Annotated in this window: 6 protein-coding genes; all 6 read right to left on the bottom strand. The window is 44.5% G+C overall.

Annotated elements, in window-relative coordinates; genetic code table 11:
• Positions 1-20 precede the first annotated feature (20 nt).
• Positions 21-2,651, bottom strand: coding sequence for a T9SS type A sorting domain-containing protein (locus EGI32_RS00635; protein ID WP_255153414.1), 2,631 nt, complete (start codon positions 2,649-2,651; stop codon positions 21-23).
• 134 nt (positions 2,652-2,785) lie between these two features.
• On the bottom strand, positions 2,786-6,325 hold the full coding sequence (locus tag EGI32_RS00640) for a T9SS type A sorting domain-containing protein (RefSeq protein WP_255153415.1): 3,540 nt from the start codon (positions 6,323-6,325) through the stop codon (positions 2,786-2,788).
• 254 nt (positions 6,326-6,579) lie between these two features.
• Positions 6,580-6,789, bottom strand: a complete 210-nt coding sequence (locus EGI32_RS00645; RefSeq protein WP_255153416.1) for a hypothetical protein — start codon at positions 6,787-6,789, stop codon at positions 6,580-6,582.
• A 675-nt stretch (positions 6,790-7,464) separates the two neighbouring features.
• Positions 7,465-7,959, bottom strand: coding sequence for a hypothetical protein (locus tag EGI32_RS00650; RefSeq protein WP_255153417.1), 495 nt, complete (start codon positions 7,957-7,959; stop codon positions 7,465-7,467).
• Between the two features lie 6 nt (positions 7,960-7,965).
• Positions 7,966-12,426: a DUF6443 domain-containing protein gene (locus EGI32_RS00655; RefSeq protein WP_255153418.1), complete on the bottom strand. Its 4,461-nt coding sequence runs from the start codon at positions 12,424-12,426 to the stop codon at positions 7,966-7,968.
• 128 nt (positions 12,427-12,554) lie between these two features.
• On the bottom strand, positions 12,555-15,464 hold the full coding sequence (locus EGI32_RS00660) for a hypothetical protein (protein ID WP_255153419.1): 2,910 nt from the start codon (positions 15,462-15,464) through the stop codon (positions 12,555-12,557).
• Positions 15,465-15,496 lie beyond the last annotated feature (32 nt).

The following is a 15,496-nucleotide window of genomic DNA, read 5'->3' on the forward strand; positions in this document are numbered from 1 at the left end:
ACATCTCAGATCATAGATTTTTATTGTTTTACAAACCTCGTCGTTTTCAACTGCCCTTCTGCAGTGTATGTGCTCAGGTTGTAAGAACCGGCAGACAATCCACCGAAGTTCAACGGAACCAGGTTGCTTCCTGCTATCAGCGAAACAGATTGCCTGTTCACCACTTTACCGCTGATGTCTGTTACCACGATCTGCATCCTGGTAGCGATAGATGATGATACATTCAGGATCGTTCTGGCACTGATCACGTTCGGCATAAGGCTTACGAGTTCAAAGCCTTTGTCTTTGTTGAGGATCGCTACGATAGGGCTGTAAGTGATCTTACCATCTACATCCACTACTTTCAAACGATAGTAAGAAGTAGCTGTTGTGGCGGTAACATCTGTATAATCGAATGGCTGCAGGCAACGCAATGAAGACGCTTCCTGTGTATTGATAGCTTCAAAATTCCTGCCATCGCTGCTGCGCTGAAGTGTCATGCTTACACCGGTTGTGCTGCTACAGTTGATCTTCCAATCGAGGAGGTTATTGCTGCTTTGTTTCCTTCCGCTGAAATATTCGATCTTGATCGGGAGCGGGTTTACCGCTACATCACCACCTGCTGAAAATTCGGAGAAGCCAGACATGTTTGTACGGCTCAGGATCGGGATGGTATTATCCCCCGTGGTGGTTACATGCGTTCCGTTCAACGTCCATGGCGCTGCGCTGTTGGCCCTTTTGATCAAAACAAGCTGTGTGTAGTCTGTGATACCGCCGAGGCTGGTACCAGTGAAAGTTCCTGTGTAAACACCGCCTGTAAGGCCATCGCCGGCTACAATGCTCCAGTAACCAACGCTGGAAGACCGGTTGACATTGATAGAACCCTCTACCAGTGGCAAACCGTTTGTGCCACCTGCACCATTCACCCACTCGGCGGTAAGTGTACCGCCAGCGGTAGGTGCCGTAGTGAAGTTGATAGAAGCATTGCGGAACGAAACAGAAGTCCCGATCGGGAAATCCCTGGTGCCGGTAGCCGCATTGATCCATCGTTTGAATTTACCAACGATCGTTCCAAAAGTATAGTTGAATGTACCGGTATTTGCAGTGCTGGTACCAAGCGTAAGCGTGGTTACACCGGTATTGATATTTCCGTTGGCCATACTGAGTGTATTAACCACTATTTCAGATGGAAGCGAATTGGCAATGGATAAGCCGCCGCCGTTATTTACGATCAGTTGGTTCAGCGGAGCTGTAAACACCCCGTCACCGTTCAATGTCTGCGTGGTAGCAGCAGGAAAGATCAGCACGGTACCGGCAGAGCTTCCGTCGAAAGTTCCGCTATTGGTGAACACCGGGCCATTCTGCCTGTAAGTAAAGCCTGAAGTGGTAAGGCTGCTGCCAGTTTTAATATTCGTATTTTGATTAACGGTAGCATTGCCCAGTAAGGTCAATGAATTACCGCCGTTGGCATTGTCAACCACCAGGTCGGGAAATTGCCCCTGGGCAAAAAACGCAGATCCCGGAGGAGTAAGTGCATTACCAAACTGTACAGTACCGCCGGTTATATTTATTTCGGGAGCGCCTAACGGCAACAGAAAGTCGCGTGGGCCGGTTCCGCTGCTATTTGGATTTACTATGATAATGTTTCCGCCACTCATCGTAAACAAGGCTCCATCGGGGCCAGGCATGTGGAAACTCGCGAAACCGGTGCTACTGTTGGCAACGGTACATACATTGAATGTACCGCCGGTTTGAGTATAGGTCAATCCGAAACCAGCCGGTGAAGTCATCCTGCTGGCAAGGTTGATGGTTCCTCCATTGATGGTGATGAAAGTTCCGGTCTGGTAAAAAAGACGGTTGGCATCCTGTGTACCGATGTTGAGTGTACCGGCATCTATCTGAAGCGCACCGTTTACAGAAGCGCTGCCGGTACGGGCAACCACCGTGTAATTTGGATTGGCGAGCCATAGCTTTGCTGATGCCGGAATTGTATAATCACTGGTGGTAGGCGCATTAGTAAAAAGCCCATTGGCTGCTACAAATGTTCCCCCTATTTTAAATGTTCCATTCAGCAGATTAAGAAAAGCATTGTCGCCATTTCCCGGGGTGATACTATTTCCTTTGAAAGTAAAATTCGTCGGATTCAACTCTACTACAGGAGTTTGAGTGGTTCCTTTATCGATCGTTATCTCTGCTATATCCGTTATAGGGCCGGTTCCACCAAAAGTTACACTGTTAGTTCCGGTAAATTCTACCAGGGCGCTTGCCGTATTTCCATTGGTGCTGAAATCGAGTGTGCCATTATTGGTAACTGAACCTGTAAGGGTCAACAGATGCCCTGTCTGCGTACCTGCGAGCGAAGAGCGGAAAGTTGCACCTGCGGCAACGGTCACATTGCCGCCTACCGTTAGTGTGCGTGCAGTGGCCTGTTCAAATTGAAGGATGCCCGATGTACCTTGCCCTACCGTTACACTTAATGCAGATGCGTCGGTATTGATCGTTACAGTTGCGCCATCGGCGATGATAACGTCATCGCTTCCGCCTGGTACTACGCCACCTACCCATGTGGCGGTATTGCTCCAGTTTCCACCGCTGGCGGTTGATGTGATCTGGGAGAAAGCGCTGTTCGCAACTGCCAGGAGCATCATGAAGATAAAGTAGATCTTTTTCATACGTTAAGAGGTTTTGAGGCACTAAATGCCCGAATTAAAAACTGTTCAAAAATAGTTTATTTTTCATGATATATACGCAAAAAACTGCCCACAAAGTTGTGGGCAGTTTCCTATCGGTATTTTTTTTTTGAAAATTATTGTTTTACAAAGCGGATGGTCTTGATTTCACCGTCAGATGTCTTACCTGTCACCTGGTAGGTTCCTGCGGCAAGTTTGCTGAAGTTCATCGGTATCTTATTGGTACCTCCAATCACGCTTACGTATTGGGTGGAGATCGTTTTACCAACGATATCCGTCACCCGTATTTCCATTTTAGCTGCGGCAGCGCTGGTAATGTTGAGCATGGCTTCGTTCAATACCGGGTTAGGTTGTACCGCTATGAGCTCAAATCCTTTGCCTTTGCCCAGCAGTGTCACAATCGGGCTGTAAGTCACTTTACCGGAAGCCTCCGTCACTTTCAGGCGATAGTAGTTTACGCCCTGCAATGGTTGTGCATCGGTATAGTTGAATGGCTGCAACAGGCGCAATGCATCCGACATTTCGGTATGGATACCGGTGTAGGTGCGTCCGTCGGCACTGCGTTCCAATACCATGGTAACGGCGCCGCTGGTGCTGTTTACTTTCCAGTCGAGCAGGTTAGCCGTAGCCTGTTTCGCTCCCCTGAAGTATTCGATGCTGATCGGCAATACGGTCAGGTTCTTATTCAGGTAGAAGTTAGAGAACGAAGGTGTGGTTACCTGTATCCAGTTTACCCCATTCTGGGAATTGAAGGCAGATTGCCCCAGCGCTGTGCCGGTTCCGTTCGCATCCAGGAAGTCTGGATTACATGCTGCACCTGTTTGTTTGAAAGCGCCCAGGTTAGAAAGGGTGATCGTAGGATCAGCTGCTGTAAGTGCCGCCAGTTCTGCATTGGTAAAGAAGAACTGCACCACTACGTTAGTAGCCGCCTGGGTGTTATTGATAAGATAGCTCCTGTCGAGGTAATAATGCCCATTGCCATCCTGGCGAACTGCGCCGGTATTGATGTTCAGGGAAGCATTATAACCATTCACAATTCCACCCGCCGGGTTTCTTACGATCGCTATCAGGTTACCATTCACATCTACCAACCCTGCTTGTCCGGTATAACCTGTCTGAATACCGGTTGGGGTCTGGGATGCGGCACAACTGGCTGTTGTTGCCAACATGGTGCTGGTAAGGTTGTCTACAGTTAGGCAGAAGGTGCCGGTAGCTCCATTGTAGCCTTCTATCACGATGTAATAGGTCTGGCCCACCGTAAGCCCGGTAGCATACAAGATAGAGTTACTTTTTCCAGCTACTATTCCATTATCGTCATCACAAGAAATAATATTAAATGTAGCGTAGTTGAATGGATCCCCTACGCTGAACAAACCGATCTCGCTATCATCCAGCGTACCATCCACATAGTCGGTAGAAATTTTCACGGCACTTGCGGTAGCCACAAATTTATACCATACAGTATGAGAGGAAGAAGCCAGTGTGTTGATACAGGAAGGATATGGCTCAGTTGCACCCTGTGTAGCGCCTTCGTTGGTGTAAGGGGCAGCTGTGCAACCCGCGCCTACTGTGAGTGTGATGGCACCTGGGGCATCATCATTTGCGGGTGCAGGTACAGGGCATACGAGCCTGAAATCCTGCGAAGGTGCACCCGTAGAACTTTCTGCATCCAGCAGCAGCAATATGGTCTGGCCGGCGGTAAGGGTAAATGTACCCAGTTCGCCGGTAGTGTTCACATCGGCTATACAAGTCCAGCCGGTAGGGCCGCAATCACCATCAGCAGCGTCTTTGAACAGGTAATCGATATAGCCTGAGCTGTTGACCGCTGTTACTTCCAGCAGGTACTCGCCGGCAGCAGGAGCGGTGAAAGAGTACAATAATTCTTTACCTGGTACTGAGAAGCCGCAATCGCTGGTACCGTAACCACCCGTACCTGCAGGTATGGCGGCAGTCTGTGTTACCCCGCAATCGAATGCTACAGTGGCCGTACAATCGAGTGTTGTTGTAAAAGAAGCCACAGCAGAGTTGGTGCTGAATCCGGCGCCGGTACCAGTACAATTTTTTCTTACATACACATCATATGTAGTTGCAGCTGTTAGCCCGGCGATCGCTATCGGAGAAGCCGTTCCTGTTACAACAGTACCGCCTGTACCGGCAGTAGCGCCAGTGCCAGGGGTGAAGCCAACCGCCCCGTATTCTACTATATAGCTGCCGGAAGTACCCGGGGTAAATGAGATGGAAGCGCTGGTTGCTGTAACTGAACCTGCGGTTACCCCCACTGGTTGAATACAGGATGGCGTTGGTATCACGCTGATATCATCGAGCAAAAGGAAATCGTTATTAGCGTCGGAATAAGCCTGGAAGCCGATATAATAGGTGCCGGTAGATGCCGGTGTAAATTGTATGCTTGCAGCGAGCGGTGTTGCGCTGGCTACGGTAGGATAATCTGCCAGTGGCAATGTCATGGCAGCTACCGTTGGCGATGTACCGTATAACACTTTCAGCTTTTCAGGATAGTATCCCGGATCAGTTGAAATGCTTTGGTCGTTACCATATTTGAAGGTAAGCGTGTAGCTCGTTCCACCTGTCAACGTTAACCCACGGGTATACAACCAGTCGTTGGCGTTGTTGGTTAAATTATATTGGTAACCGATCACAGGATAAGTATAACCAGTGATGCCGCTAATGCCCGAGTAGGTCCTCCACGCGTTGGCGTCATTGTTTACATTTTCCTGGGTCACACACAAAGGCAAAGCCGGTGCGGTTACTACTTCTATCGGCATATTGTATGGTATCGGATCCGGGGTACAAGGTGTAGTGAAGGTGAGCCCTGCATTGGAACTATAGCCGTTTCCTGTGCCGGTGCAATTCTGCCTCACATATACCTGGTAGGCTGTTGCGGCACTAAGTCCGCCAATGGCCTGTGCAGAAGTAGCCGGGTTGATCACTGTGCCGCCGGTGCCTGCTGTAGCGCCTGTACCCGGGGTAAAGCCCGGAGCGCCATATTCAAGGATGTAAGATCCGGTACCTGTCCAGCTGATGGTGGCGCCTGTTTCCGAAACGGATGCCACGGCCAGACCGGTTGGTGCATTACAAACAACCTTTGTAACCGTTACGTTGTCGATAGCCCACCACCAGGTATCGATTCCTGAGAAACGGAACCTTACTTTTGCGGCAGTGGAAGTGCCCACCTGTGTGCTGATATCGATAGAAGTATGTGTGGCAGGATTAGGATAACCCAGGCTGGCCGTATAAGTGGCTACCACATTCCATACGCTGCCATTCCATACGGCTACTTCGCAGCTCTGTCCACTAAAATGCCTTACCTGCTGGTCGAATTCCAATATATAAGGACCGGCAGCGCTGGCGTTGAAAGTGGGTGATTCCAGGTATGCATTTTCACCTGTAGTGGTAGGATTGAAATCGGAATCGAAGATGGCGAAAGGTGCGGCAAAGCCCGGCGTACCACCGGTGATGGTCCTGCCCCCCGGGTTATTGAAAAACCACAGATCTGTGGTAGTTCCCACTGCCGTATTGGTCCAGCCTGCAGGGGGTGTTGTGCCTGTTGCCGTGGAAAAGTTTTCCGACAGGATCACCTGTGCTTTTGCTCCAAACAGGCTTAGGGCCATCAGGAACAACAAGTAGATTTTCTTCATACGAAATTGATTAAGTAGATAAAATGTGATAAGTGTGCAGGGACAGACGCGGATCTTTACAAAGGAGGATTGGGAAATGAAAATAAGGAAAATAACTTAATTTACAAAAAAATTAACAAAAAAGGCCTTCCATCCCGGAAGGCCTTAAATAATATCATTTTTGTTGAAAGGATCAGCGTTCAGAAAGACTTTTCAGTTTGAACGGCAAGGGCCCTAAACCCTAATCCCTAAACACTAATCTCTAAACCAGGTTATTATTTCTTTTTAGAAGTATCAGCAGCTGCTTTTGTAGTGTCGGCCGGTACTTTTACAGTAGTGTCTTTTGCTGCAGGGGTTACCGTCGTAGTATCTGCAGACATTTTTGTAGTGTTGCTGTCAGTTGTTACAGTAACTTCTGTTTTCTTTTCGTCGTTGCAGGCAGCCATGAAAGCGGTGATCGCTACGATCGCTAATAGTTTTTTCATTGTTTTGGTTGGGTTTAAGTTGGTTTTAATTAATTAAGCCGCAAAACTAATAGCAATTTTTAAAAATGCAAATGTTTGGAAAGAAGTATTTTATTGTGCCAAGACATATTTTTTTGGAAAATATTTGAGCGTTATCTGTTGACGCTACTTATTGCCGCTATTGGAGTTATCTCCAACAACTTCCACGGAGCCCAATAGCTGTTGGTAATAACACCAACAACGGCAACAAAAAGCTCGATCAACTGCATTACAATCCCGTGCGGGCAGGCATGGTCCTGCAGCCGGAGCAGTACCTATACAGTAGTGCTATCCATTATTTTACCAATCAAAAAGGGCTTATTGATATTGCACATATTTACGGTTGAATATCTTTTAAGAAAAAGAGTGTTGGACGACATAAGATCAATGACGAGTGTGGCTTTCTGTTGCACATTGGTTATTGCAGTGATTTTGGAAGTGTATTGGTTCTTATCCCGGTCGCAGACCTACTGCCTTGAAAAGGCACAAGGGATCCTGCGGAACTCTTGTGCCAGAAGGGGGATCCTGCGGAACTCTTGTGCCAGAAGGGGGATCCTGTGGAACGCACGTGTCAGAAGGATGCTGCGGAACTCCAGTTCTGGTCAGTTTCTAGCGTAAGTGTTCCGCAGGATCGCTGACGCCAGATGGGAGTAAAAATTATGGTTTACACCTAATCAGTAATATTTCATATGTCGATTTGGGTTGAATATATGTAAATCCTGATTTTATAGCTGTTTGTTTTTTCGAAACTATTCTAAAAGAGCCAATAGATTTTGAATTAAAGAAGAAATTTAATTTCTGCCCTCTCTTTTGAAATAGCCATTTGTATTTTCCAACCTTTGTAACAATACTCCAGTCTTTTACATTGGTTTCACTCAGTTCCAAATCTTGTTTTTCTTTAAATCCCAAAACTATATAATTTTTGTTATCAAAATAATTTGCAAGATCAGGTCGGAATTGCTCTTTCTCCTCTATGTTTTTTGCGACTCTAACTAAGGTTATGGTATCGTCTTTATAAAATCCAAAATTTTCATTTTTTGCAGCCCATATTGAATTTTGGAAATCCTTTGTCGATAAAAAGACTTGGCCATTAACAAAATATCCGAGAAACAAAAAAATACATATTAAAACAATATTTTTATACAATAACATTTTAGGTTATTTTAATTTTAAAAAATCGGTGTAGTCCATACTAAAATAAGTACCTGCACCGTAATAAAAATTCACTATGATTTTCCCTCCGTATGTATCGACTTGAATGGCCGTCGAATTCCCCAATTTGATTGTATTTTCTGCATGGAACGTTCTATCCGCCGGAGCAGGCCCACTCGGTTCCGCATGAGTTGTAGCAGTAACCTGATCTCCATTCTCGTCCGTAACTGTCGAAGTTACGGTGCCTTGTGTATGTACATGCCAATAATCTAAGACCCCGTCAGGGATTTCTTTACCACTAAATGGTGGTATAGTGGCATTGTTAGTTCCTGTCTTTTTAGCTCCCGGTGTCCAAGGTACAATGTTTATATTTCCATTCTCGTCTTTAGAGGTATGCCCCCCTTCCTCATGCAAAAATTTGTCCTTTGCGTTTGGAGTTGTATTAGATTTCTCTGATTTTACTGAATTCTCTACTCCTTCAACAGTTTTCTTCCCTCCATTTAATGTTACTTTAGCCATGCCGTTGATATTAGGGGTCTTCCCATCTTTAACATCTTTTTGAACAGTATTCGCATCTTCTTTATTGATTAGAATATGTATTTTTTTATCTTTTTTTCCATCGTCCCCAATTAAATTACCATTTGGGTCATGAATTGGATCTGGCCGCATCCCATCGGGATCAATAAATCTTATGGGATTATCAAAAGCGTAATTGTATGGTGACCACCGCCGCATTTTATCCGACAAAGGATCTATATGATTCCATCTTCCTATCTGATTATCATACATTCTCGCCCCATAATCCATCCACTCCAACCCGCTTCCATCGCTAAATTCTTTCCGTTGTTCCTCCTTGCCATTATATTTCAATTTATTCTCCAATGTTTCGGCTGCCCTGGAGGATATGCCCGCCATGGTCAACCCAAAGGGATAATAATGCGTTTCTTCAACTATCGCTCCCGGCTTGTGTATTACCTGTAGGTTGTCGAAGTAAACATTGACATTGCTCTCATTACTTACATATACAAATATATATCCATTTTTAGGAACCTTAATACCTTGCAAAGCCGCATCCTCTGACCAATGGTCTTTCACCTGGCCGTTAACACCTACCCGGCTAAAGCCCCCATCTACATATTTAAACTGCTCATCGAAAAATATATAATTAATATAAGCCTTTGGCGTAGTAGACCCTGATTCGGAATATCCACCTCTGAAAAATGTGGAAGGTATCAAGGCTGAGTTTGCCGAGCTCAATCCGGAAGCTGTAAAGCCCTTGATAGCAGCAGCATTGTTAGGTGATCCCAGGAAATTAGTCATCAATTCCGTCAAAGTCAGCAAAGTGGAATTGCTGGTTCTTATAGAGGCGACATTGGTGTGATAGGACTTACCCATAATATCGATCTTATCGCCCGCCATCACTTTTATTACAAACTCCAACCCCGTTTTGTTAGTAGTCGCGTTTAGTTTGTACACACTAGCACTTCCGTCTGTTTCTGTAGGACTACAGTTAGCGGGATAATTGGGGTTGCCAGGAGGGTTTACATTGTAATTATAGTAAGACTGATTAGAAGGCATCTGTAGCCCGGTCACTATTTTGGTATTGTCAATCTTATAAAACTGGCTTTCATAACTCACCATCGAGTTGACGTATTTGTCAGGGATACCCTCCACCGTGGCCGCAGGGTAAACATTTAATTTCTGTTCTTCCGTTAGCACCATCCTGACATTTAACAAATGATCTTTTACGAAATAATCGTAAGCCAGAGCCGGACTGGCTCCTGCAATGAAACGTATCCTCCCTTCTTCATGTCCCATAAACTGAAGCTGGTTTGTATGTTCCATACTGGTCGGGATCGCAGTGTTACCATAATCCTTAGTTTCATAAACTGCACCCCCAATATAGCTGGTAGTGGTAGTAATACTGGTATTCACATTCGTTCCATTGTATAATATAGTTCCATTGGGTTCGGTGGTCAATTTCGATAACTTATTACCAACAGCATCATACTGGTAGGAAATTGTTCCTTTTCCTGTGACAGCAACAACTGAAGGAAGATTCAAATGATTATAAATAATATTACTGATCGCTTTATTATTATCGAGGTTTAGGTTACCGTTTGCATCATAATTATAATCGTTAGTGGCACCATTAGAACCGTCTTTGAAATCACCTATTTTTCCGTTATCTGCTGTTGCAATCCCGTCACTCACTTTGGCAAGTTTATTACTATTATCGTTATAAGAATAGGTCAGGTTATCAATCTGTGCGCTGGCATTCAACTTCAATCCCCATTGCTGCATCTGCAAAATGTTGCCATTGGCATCATAAGCAGAAGTTGGATTCATTCCATCTCCCATTTTTGAACTAAAGTCTATATTGGAGGTTTTATTATATGTACCACCGGTATATTGGTTAAAATCGGCCGACATCAACCGATTGGCGGCATCATAAGTAAAATCGTATTTACGTTTCTCATAATCTGACCTGCTTTTCCAGGACATGCCGGCTATATTGCCGTTGTACTGTGGTGCAGCATAACCCGTGCTATTGATAAGTATGCCAGCGTTTTTGTCATATCCTAAATCGAAACCAAAATAATTAGCCGTATTCAGGTCTTTTGCAAAATCTCTGTTCATACCTAAAATCCAGCCGCGGATATTATAATCATAATTCAATGATTCCAAACCTGAACCACTATTAAAATCAGGGGAAAGATTTTTCTTTTTTAGTTGGCCCAATGCATTATAAGCTAATTTACTGATTTTTTTATATGTCGGCATCACATCACTATTAACCAGATTATTTTTGATTTTCTTTTCAGTTAAAACGACACGTCCCAGGTCATCATAATTCATACGTGATACTGTAACGCTGGCCTGGGCATTGGTGCCGGTGATATTGGTTTTTGATACCGTCACCAACGGCTGACCAGCCCACGTATACTGTGTGGTCAAAATATCTATCCCTCCCAGGATGTTTGTAGTTTTGCTTTGTATCGTTCTTCCCTTAGCGTCATAGTATATCGCAGTGTAAAGCCAGGTGGATGTGCCCAGCACTTTGGTACGACTGCCCGTTACCATATTCTTCAGCTGGCTGGTAGCGGTGTTGGATTGTCCGTAAGGCCACACGGTATTACTCACCGGTTCAAAATAAGTGTCGTACCCGTTGTCGTAACCGGCGGCTAATCCTGTGGTATAGGTCGATTGCCACGCATAGCTATCGTAGAAAGTATTGGTCAGTAGCTCAGGGATAATGGATGTGCCAAAATAGTTCCACGGAAAATCAGTTTTGTCGGCAGCCAATGTCCGGTAATCTGCCATGGAGAAATTAGAAGTTTCATAGATACCAGTAGCCACCGAGCGATTGAGCTCATCATATTGGGTATATAAAAACTTAGGTATCGTCGCGCTCCGCATCGCCGCATCCTGGATAATTACCAGCCGGTCGCGGGCATCATAAACCATATCGACATGACCTGCCCCCGGCATTTTTTTCATGATCAGCCGGTTGCGATTATCATATTCATACCTGAAGCATTGCTCGGCCAGGATCGTGGCATCTGTCAGATCCCAGGTTGGGCTAATCAGTTCCACGCCACGAGGCTGTACAACACAACGCAAGTTGTTCAGATCGTCATACAAATAATAAGTACACAGCCAGCCGGTATGGTCGCGGCCGGTACCCAAATCAGCGGTCGCTGTCAGTTGTACTTTTCTCAGAATCACTTTGCCTTCCTTATCCTTAAACTCAATCACCTGGTTGCCTCTCTCATCAGTTGTGATATTTTTGTACAAAGTGCCGGCTGGGTAAGCCCCCGGACTGGCATAACTCCCGAACGCACCGGACTGGTTGGTCACGTTCCAGATACGTACCGCATCTGTCGGCGTATTCACCGAGTACTGCACACTTACCCCACGCCCGGCTCCAACCCAGTTATTCCCCGGTGCCATGGTTTTAAGCACACGATTCAATGGTGAAGCTTCATAATCAGTTTGACCATAGTACCAGCTATCGCCCTGGGTGGTATTGTATTGGGTATTCATAAAGGTCGCCTGCGCCGCAAATGGGTTGGTTTTGAAATCCCCTGTGTTGGCGCTTGCTTCCGGGTAAGGAAGATATTGATAGCGTACCCGTCCAAATTCATCGTATTCCACCGGGCTCACCAGGTCGGTCGCTCCAGAACCGTCCGTAACCAACGACCCCTGTTTGATCACCATCTGTAAAGGACGTCCCAATCCATCAAAGTATTGGGTGGTCATCTTCGCATCTCTCAGCGGACGGCTTATCAATGCATTGCCATCCTGCTCCGGAGCAGTGGCTTCCCAGGTACGTACAAAATTTATATTCACTCCACCCGGATATGCCGAAGGAACAGTACGTTGCCCGATGGAAGTGAATCCCAGGGCAGACAATAAAAAAATCAGCAACACGGTTGGCGAAAGGTTTCTTCTAAAAAGTTTCATCTGGTTAATTTTTTATCTTCCGGATAATCAAAATGACGAGCCGGTAGGCTTGTAAATCGTAACATTATACCGATCAACAGGCAAACATCCTATAACTGGATTTTCATTGCCAATGGCAAACGTAGTAGTTAAGGGCTGCTGCAATCCACTGGTTGCCCTGAGTAATTATAGCAGAACTTTTTAACAACATTATTGTCCTGATCACGGATCAATGCCAGGCGTTGGTGCGAATCGTATTCATAATAAGTAGTATGACCATTGATATCAGTTTCTGATGTTTTTCCAATCAATGGCTTGTGCGTGTAGGTAGTTACCTGTGCGGAAGTTGTAGCGAGACCCGAGCGGAGATTTGTCAGCTGGGCCAAGACCTGGGCCTGGGTACTGTTAACGTCATTCAACACGTTAAGATCTACAAGACCGCTCACGGTAGCGTAGTCCGAATTAACCACTTTTGCGATAAGATAGTTACCGCCGTAGCCCCATAAATAAATTTCCGGTACGTCATTTTCTTTTCGTTGCATAATGAGATTACCTTTCACATCGTAATCGTACATCAAAGAGTATTTATTACTTGCATTATTTCCGAAAAACATGGTATTTTTTTCAGGCTTTATGACATTACTGTAGTATTGCTTATATATGGTATTCGATGTCTGTAATAAGGTTTCCACCCCCGAGTTTACACTATATACACTTTGTTCCAACACCGGGTTCACCATGTTTTTAAGAATCATCGCATTATAGGGTGCAACACCTGCATAGCCCGATGAGAATACATATTTGTTGCGTTTTTCGATAGTAGTATTCTTACTTGTCTGGCTGATTTCTTTAGTAGGTTGCAGAAAATCAGGAATGCCATAAACATAGCTGGTTGTAGTGGATAGTATCCCATCTAAAGATTTGGATTCTGTTGTTGTGGACATTAAGTTGTAGTACCCTGTAGGGATACTATATGAGTAATATCTGAATAAGGTTTTATTAGGTAGCAAGGATAAATAATTGTCCCGAAAAAATATAAAGGCGTCATAGTTAATATATGTACCCCCATATAATGTATAAGTAGGATTGCAGGCCAATGCAGTATAACTCTCCGGCAAGTCAAGAATCCTGTCTATATTCAAGCCTTCCAATACATCTTTTGATATAAAAGAATATGTATTAGTTGTTTTTTGTACAAAATCCCAGTTACCATCATCCTTTTTCTTTTCAATTACTTTTTCCAACAGATTGCCTGAGCGGTTACTGTTCCACGAAGAGAGATATGGCACGAAGAGGTCATTACTGTTAAACCCCGCATAGCCATTGCCATAATTCTCAAATTTATACCTGGTTCTACCTGTATTCTGGCTGGCTGTTCCTATGTATTCCGTAACGTCCGAATAAACAACCTGGTTTCCTCCACCCATGGTTAGTGAACCATTCATGTCTGCGGCATAATAGCGTGTCCGGTAAGAGTATGCGGTAACAAGACATGATGGGGTTGTCTTGACTGTTTGGCCCCAATTTCTCGTTCCACTTAAATAGTTTTCCGAAGTTTCCGGATTTAGTTCCAGATATCCTTGCCCATATTCATATGTTTTGGTGGTAGAGTTTCCTGCCCCATCATTGTTAATTATTTTTTGGATTCGCAACCCTCCGCCCAGCTTATTCGTAGCTCCCCACCTATTAGCCTCGTAAAAGAATTGACTGTTACCTCCGGTAGGATAAGTGATTTTTTTGAGGATATATGCTTGCATAAGTGTTTCGTTCACATTTCTGTTACAACCGGCTGAAAGTACTGAATAGATCGGGCGATTAGCAGGAACATCATTTACATTTTCTCTGTAGGGAATAGAAAAATTAGGCACCAATGTCACATTGGATGTCTGGCCATTGTAATAGCCCCAATAATCCAGCCCGGTAGTATTAGCGGTTGTGGGAAAACGACCGGTATTATATTCAAACGAGTATACCGAGCTGTTGTTATTTGCCGGATCTTTGAACTCCAAAGAATTGAGTGAAAACCTTTTTTGCTGACCGTCAAAATCAGTGGTGTTAAATTTTATTGTTTTTATAATCCCTGTGTTGTTATAAATATCAATCTGTGAAATCCTTTCAGTTCCTGTACCTGTACTAAATACTACCTTCCCGTTAGGAAAGGTTATCTCCTGTATTATCATCGTTGAATAGGGTGTTACAGAAACCTGTGGCCCTGCCACAATTCCAGTTGGATCAGTTGGCGGCGCAGTGCCGAGCAAATAGTCCACAACTTTTGCATAATGGGCAGGAGTAGTTCTATATCCGCCCGCGGCAGCTTTATAGATATAACTGATTTTATCTCCTTCGGGAAACTCCACATCCGTTAATAACAGAGAGGTACTGCTACCACCGCTACTTTCAGCATAAGCAGTATTTGCAACCAAATTTTTACCAAAGCGGTAACGTAATCCCGTTTCATCATAAGCGTCAATATAGCTCAATAAGTTATTCGTTATTCCCATTTTAAAATCGAGATTATTATAAACGAACTTGCTAACCTTATTGTTTAAGTTATCATAAATGAATTTTCCAGAATTACCGAAAAAGTCGTAGGAATAAATATCACGTTGGGCATCGAGTTCGCTGGTCAGATTGTTATTAAAAAAAATCTTCTGAAGTTCATCAAAGTCAGTCCTGACATTTTCGCTGAACGAAGAAAATGAATGCGTAGTAAAAGCCCGGGAAAAGTCATTTTTTCCGAGCTTCATTACAGAAATAAGCCCTCCAAAATCTATCTGCCAGCCTGTTGCTACATTGGATTCCTCGGTAGAGTAAAATTTAATTCCTGAATGGTGATAGCGTAATGTGATTGGAAATTCCTTTCCATGCACATTGATCGTGTAAAGTGGAATAGATATGTTGGCTAAACCTCTCGAAAAACTTACCGGATAATCTCCATATAAGTGAAATGCAGAAGCCCTGGGTGACGGCGGCAATACATCTGCAGGCTTTGGTTGTGCGTAACTAACCCCCAAAAAGATACAAGAACACAAACTCAGCTGTAAAATAATCTTAAACATAGCTTTGATTTAATACTGATTTATTTGCAATT

This window comes from Ferruginibacter sp. HRS2-29 (genome assembly GCF_024343615.1).
Taxonomy (GTDB): domain Bacteria; phylum Bacteroidota; class Bacteroidia; order Chitinophagales; family Chitinophagaceae; genus Ferruginibacter.